Here is an 18,600-nt window from a genome sequence, read left to right as displayed (position 1 = left end):
ACCTGACGCACGAGAAGGAAGTGCTGACCATGTCTGTATCCCCGGCCCGGCAGCCCGTGGCGACGCCCATCGAGCTCACGATCGGCGGGATGACCTGCGCCTCGTGCGCGATGCGCGTCGAGAAGAAGCTGAACAAGCTCGACGGCGTCACCGCCACGGTGAACTACGCGACCGAGAAGGCACAGGTCAGCGCCCCCGACGGGATCGATGTGGCAGCGCTGATCGCCGAGGTTGAGAAGACCGGGTACACCGCCGCCGTGCCCCGGACCGAGAAGGCCGCCACCGACGAGGACGACGCGGGCGAGAAGCCGGACGCCGAGCTGATCTCGCTGCGGCAGCGGCTGATCGGCTCGGTGGTGCTGTCGGTGCCGGTCATCGCGATGTCGATGATCCCGGCTCTGCAGTTCACCTACTGGCAGTGGGCCTCGCTGGCGCTGACCGCGCCGGTGATCGTGTGGGCCGCGTGGCCGTTCCACAAGGCGGCGTGGCTGAACCTGCGCCACGGTGCGGCCACGATGGACACCCTGATCTCGGTGGGTACCGGCGCAGCGTTCCTGTGGTCGCTGTACGCGTTGTTCTTCGGCACCGCCGGCGTGCCGGGGATGACCCACGCCTTCGAGCTGACCGTCGCCCCCAGCGACGGGGCCGCAAACATCTACCTCGAGGTCGCCGCCGGGGTGACGATGTTCATCCTGCTGGGCCGTTACTTCGAGAAGCGGTCCAAGCGGCAGGCCGGCGCAGCTCTTCGTGCCCTGCTGGAGATGGGTGCCAAGGACGTGGCCGTCATCCGCGATGGCGTCGAGACTCGCATCCCCACCGCCGAGCTCGCGGTGGGCGATGAGTTCGTCGTCCGCCCGGGGGAAAAGATCGCCACCGACGGTGTCATCGTGGCCGGCACCTCCGCGGTAGACGCCTCGATGCTCACCGGTGAGTCGGTGCCCGTCGAGGTCGCCGAGGGGGACCCGGTCACCGGCGCCACCGTCAACGCCGGCGGCCGTCTCGTGGTGCGAGCCACCCGGGTCGGCGAGGACACCCAGCTGGCACAGATGGCCACGATGGTCGAGGACGCCCAGTCCGGCAAGGCAGAGGTGCAGCGCCTCGCCGACAAGATCTCCGGCATCTTCGTGCCCGTCGCGATCGCCATCGCCGTCGCCGCCCTCGGGGCGTGGATCGGCGCCGGATTCCCCCTCGGCGCAGCCTTCACCGCCGCGGTGGCGGTGCTCATCATCGCCTGCCCGTGCGCGCTCGGGCTGGCGACGCCGACCGCGCTGCTCGTGGGCACCGGTCGCGGCGCCCAGCTGGGCATCCTCATCAAGGGGCCCGAGGTCCTGGAGTCCACCCGCAAGGTCGACACCGTGGTGCTGGACAAGACCGGCACCGTCACCACCGGCAAGATGACGCTCATCGACGTCATCACCGCCGACGGCGTCGACCGCGGCGAGCTGCTGCGGCTGGCCGGCGCGCTGGAGAACGCCTCCGAACACCCCATCGCCCAGGCCATCGCCAAGGGCGCCACGCAGGAGGTCGGCCCGCTGCCCGACCCTGCCGACTTCACCAACGTCGAGGGCAAGGGCGTCCACGGGGTCGTCGACGGCCACGCCGTCGTCGTGGGTCGCGACTCGTTGCTCGCCGACTGGTCCCAGGACCTCACCCCCGAGCTGGCCGCGGCCAAGGCCCGCGCCGAGGCGCAGGGCAAGACCGCCGTCGCGGTCGGCTGGGACGGCCAGGCCCGCGGCGTGCTCGTGGTGGCCGACACCGTCAAGCCCACCAGCGCCGAGGCGATCCGCCGGCTCAAGGCCCTGGGGCTCACCCCGGTGCTGCTCACCGGCGACAACCGCGCCGTGGCCGAGCAGATCGCCGCCGAGGTCGGTATCGACCAGGTCATCGCCGAGGTGCTGCCCAAGGAGAAGGTCGACGTCGTCGCCCGGCTGCAGGCAGAGGGCAAGGTCGTGGCGATGGTCGGCGACGGCGTCAACGACGCCCCGGCCCTCGCTCAGGCCGACCTCGGCCTGGCGATGGGTACCGGGACCGACGTCGCCATCGAGGCCGCCGACATCACGCTCGTGCGCGGCGACCTGCGCAGCGCCGCCGATGCCATCCGGCTCTCACGCCGGACCCTGGGCACCATCAAGACCAACCTGTTCTGGGCCTTCGCCTACAACACCGCCGCGATCCCGCTGGCCGCCTTCGGCCTGCTCAACCCGATGCTCGCCGGTGCGGCGATGGCCTTCTCCAGCGTCTTCGTCGTCGGCAACAGCCTGCGGCTGCGCTCCTTCAAGAGCCAGGCCGACCAGCCGGCACCCGCCACCACCCCTACCCCCACCCCGGCACTCTCGAGGAGCACGTCATGACCAGTACGACCGACGCCGCTGAGCACCACGTGCACGGCTACATCACCGACAAGGACCGCTACCTCGCCCGGCTCAAGCGGATCGAGGGCCAGGCCCGCGGTATCCACCGGATGGTCGACGAGGAGCAGTACTGCATCGACATCCTCACCCAGATCAGCGCGCTGACCAGCGCGCTGCAGAACGTGGGGCTCGGCCTGCTCGACGACCACCTCAAGCACTGCGTCGTCGACGCCGCCAGGGCCGGCGGCCAGGAGGCGGAGGACAAGATCAAGGAAGCCTCCGACGCCATCGCCCGGCTCGTCCGCTCCTGACTCGCGCCCGAGCCCGGGTCGTCAGCAGCACGTCCACCTCGATACCGCAGGAGCTGTCATGGGAAGCGGCCACAGCCACGCCCCGGCGGGGGCCGACCGAGGGCTGCGCAAGCGGCTGCTGATCGCCTTCGGCATCACGGCGGTCATCGTCGTCGCCCAGGCCGTCGGCAGCGTCATCACCGGCAGCCTGGCGTTGCTGACCGACACGGCGCACGCCCTGGCCGACGCCTCCGGCCTCCTCGTGGCAGTCATCGCCGCCACCATGATGCTGCGCCCGCCGAGCAGCGCACGGACGTGGGGGTTCGCCCGGATCGAGGTCGTCGCGGCCCTGGGGCAGGCCGTGCTGCTCCTCGTGGTGGGCACCTATGCCGCCGTCGAGGGGCTGCGCCGGCTCGTCGAGCCGACCGAGGTGCCCGCGACCGAGCTGCTGGTCTTCGGTGTCATCGGGCTGGTCGCCAACCTCGCGGCGCTCGCCCTCCTGTCCTCCAGCCGGACGGCGAACTTCAACATGCGCGCGGCATTCCTGGAGGTGCTCAACGACGCCTTGGGCTCCGTCGGGGTGATCGTCGCGGCCGTCGTCATCGCCACGACCGGCTTCCAGCGCGCCGACACCGTCGCAGGCCTGTTCATCGCGGCCCTCATCCTTCCCCGGGCCTTCCGGCTGCTGCGTGAGACGGTCCGGATCCTCATGGAGTTCACCCCCAAGGACGTCGACCTCGACCAGGTGCGCACGCACCTTCTCGAGCTGGACCACGTCCGCGAGGTCCACGACCTCCACGCCTCCATGATCGGCACCGGCCTGCCGGTGATCTCCGCGCACGTCGTCATCGACGACGAGTGCTTCGAGTCCGGCCACGCGCCGCAGATCCTCGAGCAGATCCGGTCCTGCGTGAAGGAGCACTTCCCGGTCTCCTTCGACCACGCCACCATCCAGCTGGAGACGGCCGCGCTGCGCGACCAGGCGTGCGCCGCCATGCAGCACGGCTAGCGTGGGCAGAGCGTGCGGTGCTGCCCACGCTCTGCCCTCCAGCTGTGGTGACCACCGTCATAGCCGTCCCGCGTCCGGCCACGTAGCCTGGAGCGATGACTGCCAGCACCGCTTCCGGAGCCGCTCGGGACACGACGCCCTCGTCGCTCGCCGGCGCCTCCGCGTTCCCTGACGCCGTCCCCGCGATGACGCCCGGGGCGGACGCCAAGCCGGGCCACAAGATCCTCCTCGCCGCTCCTCGGGGCTACTGCGCCGGAGTGGACCGCGCGGTCGACGCCGTCGAGAAGGCCATCGAGCACTACGGCACCCCGATCTACGTGCGCAAGGAGATCGTCCACAACAAGTTCGTCGTCGAGACCCTCACCAGGCGCGGCGCGATCTTCGTCGAGGAGACCGACGAGGTGCCCGAGGGGGCGCGTGTCGTCTTCTCCGCGCACGGCGTCTCCCCGGCGGTCCACGCGCAGGCCGCGGCCCGTAAACTCGACACCATCGACGCCACGTGCCCGCTGGTGACCAAGGTCCACAAGGAAGCCGTCCGGTTCGCCGACGAGGACCTCGACATCCTCCTCATCGGCCACACCGGCCACGAGGAGGTCGAGGGCACCCAGGGTGAGGCGCCCGACCACATCCAGGTGGTCAACTCGCCCGACGACGTCGACGACGTCGTCGTGCGCGACCCGTCGAAGGTGGTGTGGCTCTCGCAGACCACGCTGTCGGTCGACGAGGTGATGGAGACCGTGCGCCGGCTGCGCGAGCGGTTCCCGCTGCTGCAGGACCCGCCGAGCGACGACATCTGCTACGCCACGTCGAACCGGCAGGTGGCCGTGAAGGAGCTGGCGCCCCGCTCCGACGTCGTCATCGTCGTCGGCTCGCTCAACTCCTCGAACTCGGTGCGGCTCGCGGAGGTGGCGCTCGACGCCGGCGCCGGCGCGTCCTACCGGGTCGACACCGCCGACGAGCTCGACGAGGCCTGGTTCACCGGTGCCAGGACGATCGGCCTGACCTCGGGGGCCTCGGTGCCGGAGATCCTCGTGCGCGACGTCATCAGCTGGCTCGGCGAGCGTGGCTACGGAGAGGTGGAGGAGGTCCGGACCGCCACCGAGGACGTGCTGTTCTCGCTGCCGAAGAACCTGCGGGCCGACCTCAAGGCCGCCGGCACGCTGCCGGTCGCGCCGCGGCGGGGCCGGCGCACCGCGCTCCCGGTCGAGGCGCGCTGACCTCCTCGGCCGGTGCTGCGCGGCGGCGCCCGCCGTGCTGACCTGCGCGACCGAGAACTAGGGTTGGAGCGCCCTCTCGCTGCGGCCACGAAGGAGCTTCGATGCCCACGCCCGACGCCGCTCCGTTCGCGGTTCCCGACCTCACGGTGCCCGACCTCCTTGCCACCGCGGCCGCCCGGGTGGGCGACCACGCGGCCCTCGACTTCCTCGGCGCTACGACGACGTACCGCGAGCTGGCGGCGCAGGTGGACCGGGCTGCGGGGGCGCTCGCCGCCGCCGGTGTCCGCGCCGGGGACCGGGTCGCGCTGGTGCTGCCCAACTGCCCGCAGCACGTCGTCGCGTTCTACGCCGTACTGCGACTGGGCGCCGTCGTCGCCGAGCACAACCCGTTGGCCCCGGAGGTCGAGCTGCAGGCGCAGCTCGCCGCCCACGGCGCCACGGTCGTCGTGTGCTGGGAGAAGTCGCTGGCCGGGGTCTGCCCCGACGGCGACCTGCAGGGCCGCACCGTCATGGCGGTTGACCTCACTGCCGCGCTGCCGCTGCGCTCCCGGGTGCTGCTCCGGCTGCCGCTGCCCGCGGCCCGGGCGCAGCGCGAGGCGATGCGCGGGCCGGTGCCGGCGGGCGTGCTCAGCTGGGAGGCCGAGACCCGCCGTGCGGCACCGCTGCCACCGGGCCGTGCCGGGCCGCGGCCGGCGGACACCGCGGTGCTTCTGCACACCGGCGGCACCACCGGTACGCCGAAGGCGGTCGTGCTCACCCACCGGAACCTCGTCGCGAACGTCGCGCAGAGCGCCAGCTGGATCAGCGACCTGCGCTACGGAGAAGAGGTCTTCTCAGCGGTGCTGCCGTTCTTCCACGCCTTCGGCCTCACGCTCTCGCTGACCACCGCCGTCCACCTGGGCGCCACCCAGGTGGTGCTGCCGAAGTTCGACCCGGACATGGTGCTGGCCGCCACCCGCCGCCGCCCGATCACCTTCTTCGGCGGTGTCCCGCCGATGCTCGCGCGGATCGCCGAGGCGGCCGAGGAGAAGGGGGCCGACCTCGGCTCTGTCCGGTACGCGATCTCCGGCGCGATGTCGCTCGACGCGGACGTCGCCGCCCACTGGGAGCGGCTCACCGGTGGCCTGGTGATCGAGGGCTACGGGATGACCGAGACCTCACCGGTGGCGCTGGGCAACCCGCTCGGGCCAAGCCGCCGGCCCGGCGCGCTCGGGCTGCCGTTCCCGGGCACCGAGGTCCGGGTGGTGGACCCGGACTCGCCGTCGGCCGACGTCGCCGACGGGCAGGTGGGTGAGCTGCTCGTGCGCGGCCCGCAGGTGTTCGCCGGCTACTGGGCGAACCCGGCGGCGACCGCCGAGGTGATGCTCGACGGCGATTGGCTGCGCACCGGGGACCTCGTGCGTCGCGGCGACGACGGCTTCATCACGCTCGCCGACCGGCGCAAGGAGCTCATCGTCTTCAACGGGTTCAACGTCTACCCCTCCCAGGTGGAGGACGCGGTGCGGTCGATGCCGCAGGTCCGGGACGTCGCCGTCGTCGGGCTGCCCGACGGCGTGCGCGGCGAACGCGTCGTCGCGGCACTGGTGCTGGAGCCGGGCGCCGCGGTGGACCTGGCGGCGGTGCGGCAGTGGACCGCCCAGCACCTCTCGCAGTACGCCGTGCCGCGGGACATCGCGGTGCTCGACGAGCTGCCGCGCTCGCAGCTGGGCAAGGTGCTGCGGCGCGCGGTCCGGGAGCAGCTGCTCCCGAGGTCCGCCGCGGGCTGAGCCGGCTCAGCCCAGCGGGGGCGAGGTGGGCCGTGCGCGAGACGGGCCGCGCTGGTCGACGACGGCGACGACGAGCGTGACGAGCACCAGCACCGTTGTCAGGCCGAAGCCGACCGAGATCGCCGCCGTCCAGTCGTTACCGGCGAGCACCGAGAACGCCACCCCGGTGATGATCGCCAGTCCCATCGCGGTGCCGATCCGCTGACCGGTCTGCAGCACGCCGCCCGCGCTGCCGGAGTACTCCAGCGGCACGTCGGCGAGGGTGAGCGTCTGGTTCGGCGTGATGACCATGCCCTGGCCCACCCCGATGAACGCCAGCGTCAGAAGCAGCCACCACATGCTCGCCAGGTCGGCGGCCACGAGCTGGACGACGACGATGCTCAGCACCAGCCCGACGACGGCGCTGCAGATCCCGGCGATGACGATCCGGCGGCCGAGCTGCGTCACCCGGCGTCCCGACCAGTGCGAGCTCACCGCGGAGATGGCCGCGGCGGGCAGCCCCACGAGGCCGGCCTGGAGGGCGCTGCCGCCCTGCCCGTTCTGCACGTACATGGCGATGAGCACCCAGACGCTGGTGACGCCCATGAAGTACAGCGCGGCGATGAGCGTGCCGATGGAGAAGCTGCGGGTGCGGAACAGTGCAAGGTCGACCATCGGGGCACGGCCCCGGCGACGGTAGCGGTGCTCCCACGACACCCACAGCGCCACCAGCCCGACGCCGAGGGGCACCAGCAACCAGCCGGCGGCACCCATGCTCCGCTCGACGAACGGCAGCAGGAGGGCGAGCACGGCCAACCCGAGCAGCACCGCGCCGACCGGGTCGAGGTCACGGGCGCCGGCCGCGGCGTTGCGCGGGTTGCGCAGCGGCCGTGGGAACCAGCGCAGCGCGAGGATGATCGCCACGACGCCGACGGGGACGTTGACGAGGAACGTCCAGCGCCAGCCCTGCGCCTCGCCGGCCAGCTCGATGATCAGTCCGCCGAGCAACGGCCCGATCGCCACCGAGACCCCGACGACGCTGCCCAGCGCCCCGTAGGCACGGCCGCGCTCCGGGCCCCGGAAGTACTGCTGGATCATGCCGACGGCCTGCGGGTTGAGCAGGCCCGAGCCCAGGCCCTGGACGAACCGGGCGATGTTGAGCGTCGTCGGGTCCGGGGCCAGCCCGGCCGCCACCGACGAGAGCGAGAAGAGCGCGATGCCGATGATGAACAGCGGCCCGCGGCCGAGGATGTCACCGGCGCGGCCGGCCGCCACGAGGACCACCCCGAAGGTGAGCGCATAGCCCGACAGCACCCACTGCAGGTCCGACTCGGTGGCGTCCAGGCCGAGCTGGATGGAGGGCAGCACCACGTTGATGATGCTCACGCCGACGAGTGACATGAAGATCGAGACGAGCAGCACGGCAAGGATCCGCCACCGGGCGGGATCCGCCACGTGGCCGTCAGGCGCGGTCGTCGTCACGGCTCATTCGTACGCTCATCGACCGCACCGGCCAAATCGGGCGCCCCGCCGCCCTCACGGGTGCGGGTGGCCCGGCGCTCCCACGAGCGAGGTGGCGGCCTCGTCCGGCGGATCGACGAGCTCGGCCGCGGTGAAGCGTCGCAGCTGGCCGCGCTCGCCGGGGATCTCCCGGACCGCCAGGCCGTCGCCGTCGAGTGCGTCGAAGCTGCGCGCGGTCACCAGGAGGCGTGACTCCACCGAGCCCACCACCTTGTTGTAGTGCTGCACCGCGCTCTCCAAGGTGCGGCCGAGCTGGCCCACGTGGCCGGCGACGGTGCCCAGCCGCTCGTACAGCGTCCGGCCGAGCTCGAGCAGCTCGCGGGCGTCCTCGGTGACCGAGGCCGAGGACCAGATGGTCGCGGTGGTCCGCAGCAGCGCGAGCAGCGAGGACGGCGCGGTGGGTGCCACCCCCTGCCGCAGCGCGTGCTCGAGCAGCGAGGGGTCGTTCTCCAGCGCGGCCGAGAGGAGCCCCTCGGAGGGGACGAACATGACGACGAGGTCAGGGCTGCCGACGATCTGCTCGCCGTACCGGCGGGCGGCCAGCGCGTCGACGTGCCCGCGCAGTGCCTTCGCGTGCGCGGCCAGCAGCCGCTCGCGGCGCTCAGCCGCCGCCGGATCACCGACCTCGGTGATCGCCGTCGCCTCGAGGTAGGAGTCGAACGGCACCTTGGCGTCGATGACGAGGAAGCGCTCGTGCGGCAGCCGGACGACGACGTCGGGCCGGCCCCGCGGGGCGTCGGCCGACGCCCCGGGCAGCGACCCGAGCGACGCCTGCTCGAGGAAGTCGACGTGGCGGAGCATGCCTGCGGCCTCGAGGATGCTTCGCAGCTGGACCTCGCCCCACTGGCCACGGGTGGCGCCGGAGCGCAGCGCACCGGCGAGCGTGGCGGTGGTGGACCGCAGCTCCGCGTCGGTGCGGGCGGCCGCGTGCAGCTGTTCGGTGAGCTGGGTGAACTGCTCGGTCCGCTCCCGCTCGAGCGCGGAGACGTGCTCGCCGACCTGGCTGAGCGTCGACTGCACCGGGGCCAGCGCGCGCAGGACGTCGTGGTCGCGGGAGGCCCGCTCGGTGAGGTCGTGGTTCTGCGCGGCCAGCTGCTCGGCGCGCGCGCCGGCGGCGGCCGCCCGCTCCCGGGCATCGGCCACCGCCTGCTGCCCGCGGGACCGGGCCACGGCGCCGCCGGCGAGGAGACCGAGCGCGAGCGCGAGGATCATGAGCAGGACTGCCACGACGATGTTCATGGCCACACTCTGGCACCGGGGTCCGACATCGCCGCCGGACGCCGTGCCCGTCACTCGGACTGCGGCGGCTCCCCGGGCAGCCCGGTGACGGTGGTGAGCAGGAATACCGAGTCCTCGAGTGCGGTAACGGCGTGGCGCTGGTGGGTGAGGGTGTGCAGCTCGCCGGCGTCGAGCACCGGCGCGTCGACACCGGTGACGCGCACCCGGCCGACGAGCACCTGCAGGCTCGCGGCGTGCGGGGAGTTGTGCTCGGCCAGCTCGGTGCCCGCGCGCAGCGCGAGGATCGACTGGCGCAGCACGCCGTCGTGCACGAGGAGCTCGGCGCTGCGGCCGTGGTCGGAGTCCCGGGCGGCCTGCAGGTGGGACGAGGTGAGCGCGGCGAGATCGGGCATGGGTCCTCCTGGTGTCGACACTGGCCCCTACTGTCCCGCACGACGCGTCCGATGGCACGGGATGGCAACCGCTGCCCGATCGGGCCTTGTCGTCGCGGCGCGTCGCTGCCATGATCCTCGGACTGTCATTCAGGACCGGTCTGTCGGGGCGGGGAGGCCACCGTGGAGATCATCGAGGACCAGCTGGCGACCGTGGACGAGGCGCGTGCCTACCAGGTCGACGACGTGCTCGTGCTGCAGGTGACCGGCAGCCGACCGAGCGCGTGCCACACCGTCACGCTGGAGCGCACGCTCACTGACGTCGAGCCGCCCGGCTTCGTCGCCCGGATGTCCATCGACCCGCGCATGAAGTGTGCGCCGATGGAGCAGGACTTCCACGTGACGCAGGCCTTCCGCATCGGGACGCACCGCGAGGAGGTGACCGTCCACGACGCCGGCGGCGAGCGCACCGTCGAGGTGCGGTTGCTCGACACCGCCGCCCGGGTCTCCGGCGCGGCCGACGGCGGGCCCCGCGCCCAGCTGCCCCAGCACGAGGTCCGGGAGGCGGTCGGCTACTCCCGGGACTGGAACCTGGAGGAGGCGATGCGCGACGCGATCGCGCAGCTGCCCGACCTGGGTATCCCCGACTGGCTCTACCACTACACGGTGGTGGAGGTCGGGGCGGAGGTTGGTGGCATCGCGGGCTTCAACCGGCTCCGGGTGACGGTTCGCGGCTAGCCGGCTCGGCGGTGGGTACCGCGATCGGTGCGCCGTGAGCCCGACGACGTAGACTCTCGCCACGTGGCCCTCACCATCGGAATCGCGGGACTGCCCAACGTTGGCAAGTCGACCCTCTTCAACGCCCTCACGCGCGCCTCGGTGCTCGCCGCGAACTACCCGTTCGCGACCATCGAGCCGAACATCGGCATCGTGCCGCTGCCCGACCCGCGGCTGAATGACCTCGCGGGAGTTTTTGGGTCGGCGAAGATCCTGCCGGCGACGGTGTCCTTCGTCGACATCGCGGGGATCGTCCGCGGCGCGTCCGAGGGGGAGGGGCTGGGCAACCAGTTCCTCGCCAACATCCGTGAGGCGGAGGCGATCTGCCTGGTGACGCGGGCGTTCAGCGATCCCGACGTGGTCCACGTCGACGGCAAGGTCTCGCCCGCCGACGACATCGAGACCATCACCACCGAGCTCATCCTCGCCGACCTGCAGACCCTGGAGAAGGCGCTGCCGCGGCTGGAGAAGGAGGTCCGGCTCAAGAGGAGTGACGGCGAGGTCCTCAAGACCGCGCAGGGCGCGCTCGCGCTGCTCGAGGCGGGCACCCTTGTCTCCTCGGGTGCGGTCGCCGCCGGCCTGGACCCGGAGCACCTGGACACCTTCCAGCTGATGACCGCCAAGCCGTTCATCTACGTCTTCAACACCGACGACGACGGACTCGCCGACGAGGCGATGCAGGCCGAGCTGCGCGAGCTCGTGGCGCCGGCCGAGGCGATCTTCCTCGACGCGAAGTTCGAGTCCGACCTTGTCGAGCTGGAGCCCGACGAGGCTGCCGAGATGCTCGCCGACAGCGGCCAGGACGAGGCCGGTCTCGACCAGCTGGCCCGGGTCGGCTTCGAGACCCTCGGCCTGCAGACCTACCTCACCGCCGGGCCCAAGGAGGCCCGCGCGTGGACCATCCACCAGGGCTGGACCGCGCCGCAGGCCGCAGGGGTCATCCACACCGACTTCCAGCGCGGCTTCATCAAGGCCGAGATCGTGTCCTTCGAGGACCTCATCGAGGCCGGCTCGATGGCCGAGGCCAAGGCCCGCGGCAAGGTCCGCATCGAGGGCAAGGAGTACGTCATGGTCGACGGCGACGTCGTGGACTTCCGGTTTAACGTCTAGCGTTATTGACGCTGGGCGTTATGCGCTGGTCGCGTGATCAGATCGTTCGGGAGCAAGGGCAGCACAGCATCCGCGTAAACGCGCAGTGGCGTATCTGCTTCGTCTGGAGGGATGGAGGTGCGGAAGATGTCGAACTCGTCGACTACCACTGAGACCGACCTGATCGAGCCGATCCATCCGGGAGAGATCCTGATGGAGGACTTCATCGAGGGCTTCGGGATCACGCAGAACAAGCTGGCCGTGTCGATCCGAGTGTCGCCGCGGCGGATCAACGAGATCGTCCACGGCAAGCGGGGCATCACGGCTGACACGGCGATCCGTCTGGCGCGGTACTTCGGAACCTCGGAGGAGTTCTGGATGAACCTGCAGTCCAACTACGAGCTGCGGCTCGAGCGCCGGGCTCTGCGGGACAAGGTCGCCTTGATCACGCCGTTGCAGGTCGCGTGAGTGCTCTCCGGCCTGCCCGGTGTCGGGAAGACCAGCACTGCGGCGTCGGTCGCTGGTCGCGTCGACGCCGTCCACCTGTCGATCCTCGGCTGCGGTCTGCCGGCGGGCTGGCAGGTCGGGGTCGCCGCCTACGAGGCGGCGCGGTGCCGCGAAGGCTGCGAAGGCTGACCTCCTGTTCGTGCATCTCGTCGTGTCGGATCCACCCGAGCCGGGAACGAGTTCACGGTGTTGCCGGCACCATCGACGCTGCGACGATGCCCGAGATCACTCCGGGCGCGGCCAGCTGCGTCGCACAGGTGCTACGCTCGGGAGGTGCGCATCACTGAACCTCAGGTCGAGAGCCTGTCGCAGCGCGAGTTGCGCAACGAGTCCGGCCGCGTGCTCCGCGCGGTGAGCGAGGGTCACTCCTTCGTCCTGACCAACAGCGGGGTGCCCGTGGGTCGGATCGTGCCGCTGGATGCGCCCGCCCCCGGGTTGACGATCGCTCGCCCGGTGCGGCGCGAGGGCGGCTGGGCGGCGCTGGCCATCGAGCGCAAGACCACGGCGCAGAGTCTCGCCGCGACCCTCGACGACCTGCGTGAGGACCGGCTGTGACCTCTCGTCCGGTCGTCTACGTTGACACCTCTGCTCTCGGCGCGCTGCTGATCGACCAGCCCGAAAGTACGGCTCTCGTGGAATGGCTCGACCACACCGCGGCCACGCTCGTCTCCAGCGATCTGCTCGAGACCGAGCTGCGCCGCGTCGCGGTCCGGGAGGGGCTCGATCAAGCCGACGTGACGAGCGTCCTCGACGGCGTCGCGCTCGCGGCCCTGGACCGGGCGGTCTACCGCAGCGCCGGGTTCCTGCCTATGCCGTACCTGCGCACGCTGGACGCGCTGCATCTGGAGGCGGCGATACGACTCGACGCCTCTGCCGTCCTCACCTACGATCGCAGGCTCGGCGAGGCCGCCCGGTCCGCGGGGCTCGACGTGATCGCGCCCCGGCGTGACCTCCCGAAGCCGGCCCGATGAGTACCCCCAGCGGCTCGCCACGCAGGCGAAGGGGCTGCCAGATGGTTCTATGTGTGGCGTCGTCGTGGACGTCCGCTTCAACGTCCTACGCTGTCGACTGATGACCGCAACCCTCGTGACCCAAGGCCTGGCTGGCGGGTACGGCCATCGCACCCTCTTCGACTCGCTCGACCTGACCGTCGCCCCTGGCGATGTCCTCGGGGTCGTCGGCGCCAACGGCGCCGGAAAGTCCACGCTGCTCAAGCTGCTCGCCGCCATCGACGAACCTCAGGCCGGCAGCATCACGCTGTCACCAGCGGACGCCTTCATCGGCTGGCTACCCCAAGAGCACGAACGCGTCGTCGGTGAGACCGTCGCCGAGCACATCGCCCGCCGCACGGGATGCTCCGAGGCGACCAGGCAGATGGATGCTGCGGCAGCCGCGCTCGGCGACCCCTCACTCGTCGAAGGCAGCGGGATCGACCCGGCTGACGCCTACTCCGCGGCGCTGGACCGCTGGTTGGCCAGCGGTGCCGCCGACCTCGATGAGCGTCTCCCGGTCGTGCTCGCCGAGCTGGGCCTCGAGCTCGGCGGCGCACGAGCCGAAGAGGCGCTGATGACATCGCTCTCCGGGGGACAGGCCGCACGTGTCGGGCTGGCTGCGCTGCTCCTCTCGCGGTTCGACATCGTGCTGCTCGACGAGCCGACCAACGACCTCGACCTTGACGGTCTTGAACGACTCGAGTCCATCGTTCAGGGACTGCGTGGCGGAGTGGTGCTCATCAGTCACGACCGCGAGTTTCTCGCCCGCTGCGTGACGAGAGTGCTGGAGCTCGATCTGGCTCAGGGCACCAACCAGGTGTTCGGCGGCGGCTACGACTCGTACCTCGACGAGCGCGCAACGGCCCGTCGCCACCAGCGCGAGAGGTACGACGAGTTCGCTGACAAGAAGGCCGACCTTGTCGCACGGGCCAGGACCCAGCGGGAATGGTCGAGCCAAGGCGTGCGCAACGCGATGAAGAAGGCGCCGGACAACGACAAGATCAGACGCAAGGCGTCGACCGAGTCCAGTGAGAAGCAGGCACAGAAGGTGCGCCAGATGGAGAGCCGGATCGCCCGGCTCGACGAGGTCGAGGAACCTCGCAAGGAATGGCAGCTGGAGCTCACCATCGGGTCCGCGCCGCGCTCCGGCTCAGTCGTCTCGACACTCAGCTCGGCGGTGTTCCGGCAGGGGACGTTCACTCTCGGCCCGGTGTCGTTGCAGGTGAACGCGGGGGAGCGGATCGGTATCACCGGACCGAACGGTGCCGGGAAGTCGACCCTGCTCCGGGCCTTGCTCGGTCAGCAGCTCCCGGACGAGGGCGCGGCGAGCCTCGGAGCGGGCGTGCGGATCGGTGAGATCGACCAGGCGCGCTCCGTGCTGGCCGGGTCCCACCTGCTCGCGGCAGCCGTCGAGGAGGTCGTCCCGGAGCTGGCGTTGGGGGAGGTGCGCACGCTGCTGGCAAAGTTCGGGCTCAAGGCCGATCACGTCAACCGCCCGGTCGACGAGCTCTCGCCGGGTGAGCGCACGCGTGCCGGCCTCGCGTTGCTGCAGGTGCGTGGCGTCAACCTGTTGGTGCTCGACGAGCCGACGAACCACCTCGATCTGCCGGCCATCGAGCAGCTCGAGCAGGCGCTGGAGTCCTACGACGGAACCCTGCTGCTGGTGACCCACGACCGGCGGATGCTCGACACGGTGCGGATCGACCGGCGGTGGCGGGTCGAGGCCGGCCAGGTGGCGGAGCTGTAGGTCTTCGGCGTGGGCGCCTGACGCCTGCGCTTCCCGCGAAGGCGTGACTGGCGGCACAATCGTCGGTGACGCGCCCTACTGCCGAAGGAAGCACATGCCTGTCGCACTGCATCATGCCATCAGCTACATCGAGCTCGGCGTCACGGATCTGGCCACCACCCGCGCCTTCTACGAATCGGCTTTCGGGTGGGAGTTCAACGACTACGGCCCGGCGTACAGCGGTATCAAGTCGCCCGAAGGTGAGGGGGAGCTCGGCGGGCTGAACCCTGGCGCCGCCCCGAGCGGCACCGGCCCGCTCGTGCTGATCTTCTCCGCCGACCTGGACGCGACGGTCACGGCGGTCGAGGACGCGGGCGGTGTCGTGGTGGAGCGGCCGTACGCGTTCCCGGGCGGACGACGGTTCGAGTTCGCCGATCCGAGCGGGAACCGGCTGGGCGTCTACGCCGAGTCCTGATCCGGCAAGGTTCCGGACGACCTCGCCGTGCCATGATCGGCGCGCTTGTCGAGGTGCAGCATCTCCGGGCGTCGTGCCCCGCCCAGCGGCGTACTCGGTTGTCGTGCTGCGGCTTGTGGACGAGTCGGATCCGTCCACAGCTCACATCGCTGGCCCGGCCGGCTCTCATCGCCGTAGCCTCGCCCGGTGCCCGACGCCGCCTTCGACGACCCGCGCCTTGCGGCGACCTACGACCAGTTCGAGGGGGACCGGGACGACCTCGACGCCTACATGGGAATCGTCGAGGAGCTCGGCGCCCGCAGCGTCCTCGACATCGGCTGCGGCACCGGGACATGGTTGTCGAAACAGTAAACCGTGTTGTCCAAAATGGCAATGGCTGAAGGTGAGCCGCGGGCGGGTTCCGCACCCGAGGCCGCCGCTGCACCCGGCTTCGAGCTCGCGCTGCTGCTCGTCGGCGGCTTCCGTTCGCTCGTCGACGAGCTGCATCGGAGGCTCGCGGCCGAGGAGCATCCGGACCTGCGCCCTGCCCACGGCTTCGCGATGCAGGCGGTCGGCGTTGCCGGCGCCACCGCGACGGAGGTCGGGGCGCGCCTGGGGGTGAGCAAGCAGGCGGCTGGCAAGACCATCGACGGCCTCGTGCGGATGGGATATGTCGAGCGACGCGGCGACCCGCACGACGGTCGGCGCAAGCTCGTGGTGCTCACTGAGCGCGGTGAGGACTGCTTGCGCCGATCTGCCCGGATCTTCGACGAGCTCCGTGACGAGTGGGCCGCAGTCCTCGGACGTTCGAGGCTCGAGGCGCTGCACCGTGACCTTCGCAAGATGGCGTCAACGACGTCCTCGATCGATGTCCCAGGCTGGTTGTCCGACTGACCGCCCTGCTCACCTCTGACTCCACGCTGCGGTTCCGCAGCTGTGACGAGGTGACGAAGCCGCTGCACGAGGCCGGCTTCCGGGGCGAGGACGTCCGTGGCGCGCCCGACTAAGGTTCGGTCATGCACAACGGCGGGCAGGGACGGCTCCAGGTGGTCTGCGGACCGATGTTCGCCGGCAAGTCCGAGGAGCTGCAGCGACGGGTGCGGCGGGCCCGGCTCGCCGGCCTCGCCGTCGAGGTCGTCAACCACGCGTGGGACGCGCGGCACGGCACCGGCGAGGTGTCCTCGCACTCCGGGCTGAGCATCCGGTCGCACTCGGTGGCTGACGTGCCCGGCCTGCTCGACGTCGTCGCCGGCCGCCGGCTGGACCTGCTGGCGATCGACGAGGCGCAGTTCTTCGGTGCCGACCTCACCGCCGTGGTCGGGGACCTCGTGCTCGCCGGCACCACCGTCGTCGTCGCCGGGCTCTGCGTGACCTTCGCCGGCCGCCCCTTCGAGCCGCTCCCGTCTCTCATGGCGCTCGCCGAGGACGTCACCAAGCTGACCGCGGTCTGCGCGGTCTGCGGCCGGGACGCCGTGTTCCACCAGCGCGTGCTGGCCGACGACGTCGGGGACGCCCAGGTCCCGACCACCGCGCACGTCGGCGGCGCCGAGTCCTACCAGGCCCGCTGCCGGCGCCACCTCGAGCTGGCGCGCTGACCGTCGGGCCCGCCGGCACGGGGAGCGCCGCGAGCGACCGGGCGTACGGGCTGCAGGGCGGGGTGGCTCAGGCGTTCGTGATCGCCACGACGTCGCTGATCGCGCCGCGGATGTCGTCGAGGTCGAGGACGTCCCAGAGGTGGTGCACGCCGGCGGGCAGGCCGGGAGCGAGCAAGGCGACGGCCACCGCCACTGCGGCCGTCGCCGGGTAGTCGCCGGCCGCGGTCGCCACGAGCTGGGAACCCGCGCGGGTGCCCTGCTCGCCGTCGGCGCGGACCACGAGCCGGATCGTCTCCGGGCGTGCCGGGTCATGGCGGGCGAGGCGGCGCAGCAGCGCGTCGGGCAGGGCCGCGACGATGCCGAGGACCTGCGCGCTCGCCAGGCCACGGACGACGTTCGTCCGGCCGGCGGTCTCCCACCGGGTGGCGTAGCAGGCATCGACCCCCGCGGTGGCGAGCGCCGCGCGCTCCGGGTGCGAGAGGCGCAGCAGCCCGCGTCCCGCGGGCGCACCCTCCTCGCGGTGGCCGGCTGCGATGTACCTGAACATCTCGCGCATCCCCGCGACACCCACCCGCGCGTTGTCGCTCTGGCCGAGCGTCACCTCGACCGTCGTGCCGGGGACGACCCGCCGGACCCCGTGCGCCAAGAGCCCGGAGAGCCCAGGGACCAGGCCGACCCCGACGACGTGGGCACTGCCCGACGGCGTGGCAGCGGTGTTCGCACCGGCCGCCGGAGCGCCGGCGGCCGGCGGCCCGGCATCGCCCATGACCGTGCCGAGGTCGACGGCGACGCTCGGGACACCGACGGCGGCGCACGCGTGCTGGACGACGCCGGTCGGTGCCGGGGCCGCGCACACGACGACGTCGTGCCCGGCCGCGTGGCGGGCGACCGCCCCGGCATCGGTGACGTCGACCTCCCGGCCGACCGGTGTCGCGGTGTGGCCGAGGTTCCGAAGGCGTTCGACGATCAGCGAACCGAGCACGCCGGTGCCGCCGAAGATCAACACGTCCACTCGGCGAGCGTAGTGCCGGCAGAACAATCTGCTGGGCAAGTCGATCCGGTCCCAGTAGCGTCGCCGACGTCATCGACACGTCGCGCGAACCGCCCGGGAGACACGATGAGTAACCCGAAAGACATGCTGCACGGCTACCTGCGCAGCTCGCGGGAGGCGCTGCTGTGGAAGCTCGACGGCCTTGGTGAGCGCGAGCTCCGCTGGCCGCACACCCGACCGGGACGAACCTGCTCGGCCTCGTCAAGCACGTCGCGTCGATCGAGCTCGGGTACTTCGGCGAGGTCTTCGACCGGCCGTCCCCGGTCGCGCTGCCCTGGATGGCAGAGGACACCGAGGACAACTCCGACATGTGGGCGACCGCCGACGAGTCGGTCGACTGGGTGGTGCAGCTCTACCACCGGGCCTGGGAGCACGCGGACGCCACCATCGCCGCGCTCGACCTCGAGTCGCCCGGCGAGGTGCCGTGGTGGCGACCGGGGGAGCAGGTGACCCTCCACCGGATCCTCGTCCACGTCATCGCCGAGACCGCCCGGCACGCCGGCCACGCCGACATCGTCCGCGAGCTCATCGATGGCGAGGCTGGCCTGCGCGACGGCATGACGAACATCCCCGCCCAGGACGCGCGGTGGTGGGCCGGCTACGTCGACCGGCTGCGGCAGGTGGCCGACGACGCCGGCTGAGCCCCGCCGGGACGCCCCTTCCCAG

The 18,600-nt window shown here is 71.6% G+C and carries 19 protein-coding genes and 4 pseudogenes; 19 read left to right on the top strand and 4 right to left on the bottom strand.

Annotated features, from left to right (window positions below; all coding sequences use genetic code 11):
- Positions 1–29: 29 nt before the first annotated feature.
- From V2J52_RS16130 to V2J52_RS16110, 5 genes are all read left to right on the top strand, one after another.
- Complete coding sequence (locus V2J52_RS16130; RefSeq protein WP_331228760.1) at positions 30–2,351, top strand: heavy metal translocating P-type ATPase; 2,322 nt, start codon at positions 30–32, stop codon at positions 2,349–2,351.
- Entirely contained in the window at positions 2,348–2,662 is a 315-nt protein-coding gene (locus V2J52_RS16125; RefSeq protein ID WP_331228759.1) for a metal-sensitive transcriptional regulator, read from the top strand. Before V2J52_RS16130 ends, V2J52_RS16125 begins: the two co-directional genes overlap by 4 nt.
- A gap of 58 nt (positions 2,663–2,720) precedes the next feature.
- Entirely contained in the window at positions 2,721–3,650 is a 930-nt protein-coding gene (locus tag V2J52_RS16120) for a cation diffusion facilitator family transporter (protein WP_331228758.1), read from the top strand.
- A 185-nt stretch (positions 3,651–3,835) separates the two neighbouring features.
- Positions 3,836–4,867: a 4-hydroxy-3-methylbut-2-enyl diphosphate reductase gene (locus V2J52_RS16115; protein WP_331228774.1), complete on the top strand. Its 1,032-nt coding sequence runs from the start codon at positions 3,836–3,838 to the stop codon at positions 4,865–4,867.
- Between the two features lie 101 nt (positions 4,868–4,968).
- Positions 4,969–6,633 (top strand): AMP-binding protein, encoded by a 1,665-nt coding sequence (locus V2J52_RS16110; protein WP_331228757.1) that lies wholly within the window; start codon positions 4,969–4,971, stop codon positions 6,631–6,633.
- A gap of 6 nt (positions 6,634–6,639) precedes the next feature.
- Here V2J52_RS16110 and V2J52_RS16105 read toward each other — a convergent pair whose 3' ends face one another.
- Genes V2J52_RS16105 through V2J52_RS16095 form a run of 3 tightly spaced genes read right to left on the bottom strand, consistent with a single transcriptional unit; the run spans position 6,640 to position 9,764 of the window.
- Complete coding sequence (locus V2J52_RS16105) at positions 6,640–8,094, bottom strand: MFS transporter (RefSeq protein ID WP_331228756.1); 1,455 nt, start codon at positions 8,092–8,094, stop codon at positions 6,640–6,642.
- Positions 8,095–8,148: 54 nt separating this feature from the next.
- On the bottom strand, positions 8,149–9,372 hold the full coding sequence (locus V2J52_RS16100; protein ID WP_331228755.1) for a DNA recombination protein RmuC: 1,224 nt from the start codon (positions 9,370–9,372) through the stop codon (positions 8,149–8,151).
- Between the two features lie 50 nt (positions 9,373–9,422).
- On the bottom strand, positions 9,423–9,764 hold the full coding sequence (locus V2J52_RS16095) for a cupin domain-containing protein (protein ID WP_331228754.1): 342 nt from the start codon (positions 9,762–9,764) through the stop codon (positions 9,423–9,425).
- A 162-nt stretch (positions 9,765–9,926) separates the two neighbouring features.
- Here V2J52_RS16095 and V2J52_RS16090 point away from each other — a divergent pair, with 162 nt between their 5' ends.
- From V2J52_RS16090 to V2J52_RS16040, 13 genes and pseudogenes are all read left to right on the top strand, one after another.
- A complete protein-coding gene (locus tag V2J52_RS16090; RefSeq protein WP_331228753.1) occupies positions 9,927–10,481 on the top strand; it encodes a hypothetical protein in 555 nt (184 codons plus the stop codon).
- A 63-nt stretch (positions 10,482–10,544) separates the two neighbouring features.
- The gene (ychF, locus tag V2J52_RS16085; protein WP_331228752.1) at positions 10,545–11,630 is read left to right on the top strand and encodes a redox-regulated ATPase YchF; all 1,086 of its coding nucleotides are present in this window, start codon (positions 10,545–10,547) and stop codon (positions 11,628–11,630) included.
- Between the two features lie 53 nt (positions 11,631–11,683).
- Positions 11,684–11,782 (top strand): annotated as a pseudogene (locus tag V2J52_RS17160) (type II toxin-antitoxin system RelE/ParE family toxin); the annotation flags it as partial.
- Positions 11,757–12,077 carry a HigA family addiction module antitoxin gene (locus V2J52_RS16080; RefSeq protein ID WP_331228751.1) on the top strand — a complete coding sequence of 107 codons (321 nt, stop codon included), beginning with the start codon at positions 11,757–11,759 and terminating at the stop codon, positions 12,075–12,077. The pseudogene V2J52_RS17160 and the gene V2J52_RS16080, both read left to right, overlap by 26 nt.
- Positions 12,078–12,245 carry an AAA family ATPase gene (locus tag V2J52_RS16075; RefSeq protein WP_331228750.1) on the top strand — a complete coding sequence of 56 codons (168 nt, stop codon included), beginning with the start codon at positions 12,078–12,080 and terminating at the stop codon, positions 12,243–12,245.
- Positions 12,246–12,389: 144 nt separating this feature from the next.
- The gene (locus V2J52_RS16070) at positions 12,390–12,671 is read left to right on the top strand and encodes a type II toxin-antitoxin system Phd/YefM family antitoxin (protein WP_331228749.1); all 282 of its coding nucleotides are present in this window, start codon (positions 12,390–12,392) and stop codon (positions 12,669–12,671) included.
- Positions 12,668–13,087, top strand: coding sequence for a type II toxin-antitoxin system VapC family toxin (locus tag V2J52_RS16065; protein WP_331228748.1), 420 nt, complete (start codon positions 12,668–12,670; stop codon positions 13,085–13,087). The genes V2J52_RS16070 and V2J52_RS16065 overlap by 4 nt, the downstream gene beginning before the upstream one ends.
- A gap of 100 nt (positions 13,088–13,187) precedes the next feature.
- Positions 13,188–14,855, top strand: a complete 1,668-nt coding sequence (locus V2J52_RS16060) for an ABC-F family ATP-binding cassette domain-containing protein (RefSeq protein ID WP_331228747.1) — start codon at positions 13,188–13,190, stop codon at positions 14,853–14,855.
- Positions 14,856–14,949: 94 nt separating this feature from the next.
- Positions 14,950–15,309, top strand: coding sequence for a VOC family protein (locus V2J52_RS16055; RefSeq protein WP_331228746.1), 360 nt, complete (start codon positions 14,950–14,952; stop codon positions 15,307–15,309).
- 186 nt (positions 15,310–15,495) lie between these two features.
- A pseudogene (locus V2J52_RS16050) lies at positions 15,496–15,642 on the top strand (SAM-dependent methyltransferase); the annotation flags it as partial.
- 39 nt (positions 15,643–15,681) lie between these two features.
- Positions 15,682–16,182 (top strand): MarR family winged helix-turn-helix transcriptional regulator, encoded by a 501-nt coding sequence (locus V2J52_RS16045; RefSeq protein ID WP_331228744.1) that lies wholly within the window; start codon positions 15,682–15,684, stop codon positions 16,180–16,182.
- Between the two features lie 2 nt (positions 16,183–16,184).
- A pseudogene (locus V2J52_RS17155) lies at positions 16,185–16,295 on the top strand (SAM-dependent methyltransferase); the annotation flags it as partial.
- Positions 16,296–16,304: 9 nt separating this feature from the next.
- Positions 16,305–16,883 carry a thymidine kinase gene (locus V2J52_RS16040; RefSeq protein WP_331228743.1) on the top strand — a complete coding sequence of 193 codons (579 nt, stop codon included), beginning with the start codon at positions 16,305–16,307 and terminating at the stop codon, positions 16,881–16,883.
- A 67-nt stretch (positions 16,884–16,950) separates the two neighbouring features.
- Here V2J52_RS16040 and V2J52_RS16035 read toward each other — a convergent pair whose 3' ends face one another.
- Positions 16,951–17,895: a saccharopine dehydrogenase family protein gene (locus tag V2J52_RS16035; protein ID WP_331228742.1), complete on the bottom strand. Its 945-nt coding sequence runs from the start codon at positions 17,893–17,895 to the stop codon at positions 16,951–16,953.
- 105 nt (positions 17,896–18,000) lie between these two features.
- Between V2J52_RS16035 and V2J52_RS16030 the strand changes: the two are divergent.
- Positions 18,001–18,575 (top strand): annotated as a pseudogene (locus tag V2J52_RS16030) (DinB family protein).
- Positions 18,576–18,600: the final 25 nt, after the last annotated feature.

This window comes from Georgenia sunbinii (assembly GCF_036421875.1).
In the GTDB taxonomy this organism is placed as follows: Bacteria; Actinomycetota; Actinomycetes; order Actinomycetales; family Actinomycetaceae; genus Georgenia_B; species Georgenia_B sunbinii.
This window is presented reverse-complemented; position numbering and strand designations above follow the sequence as displayed.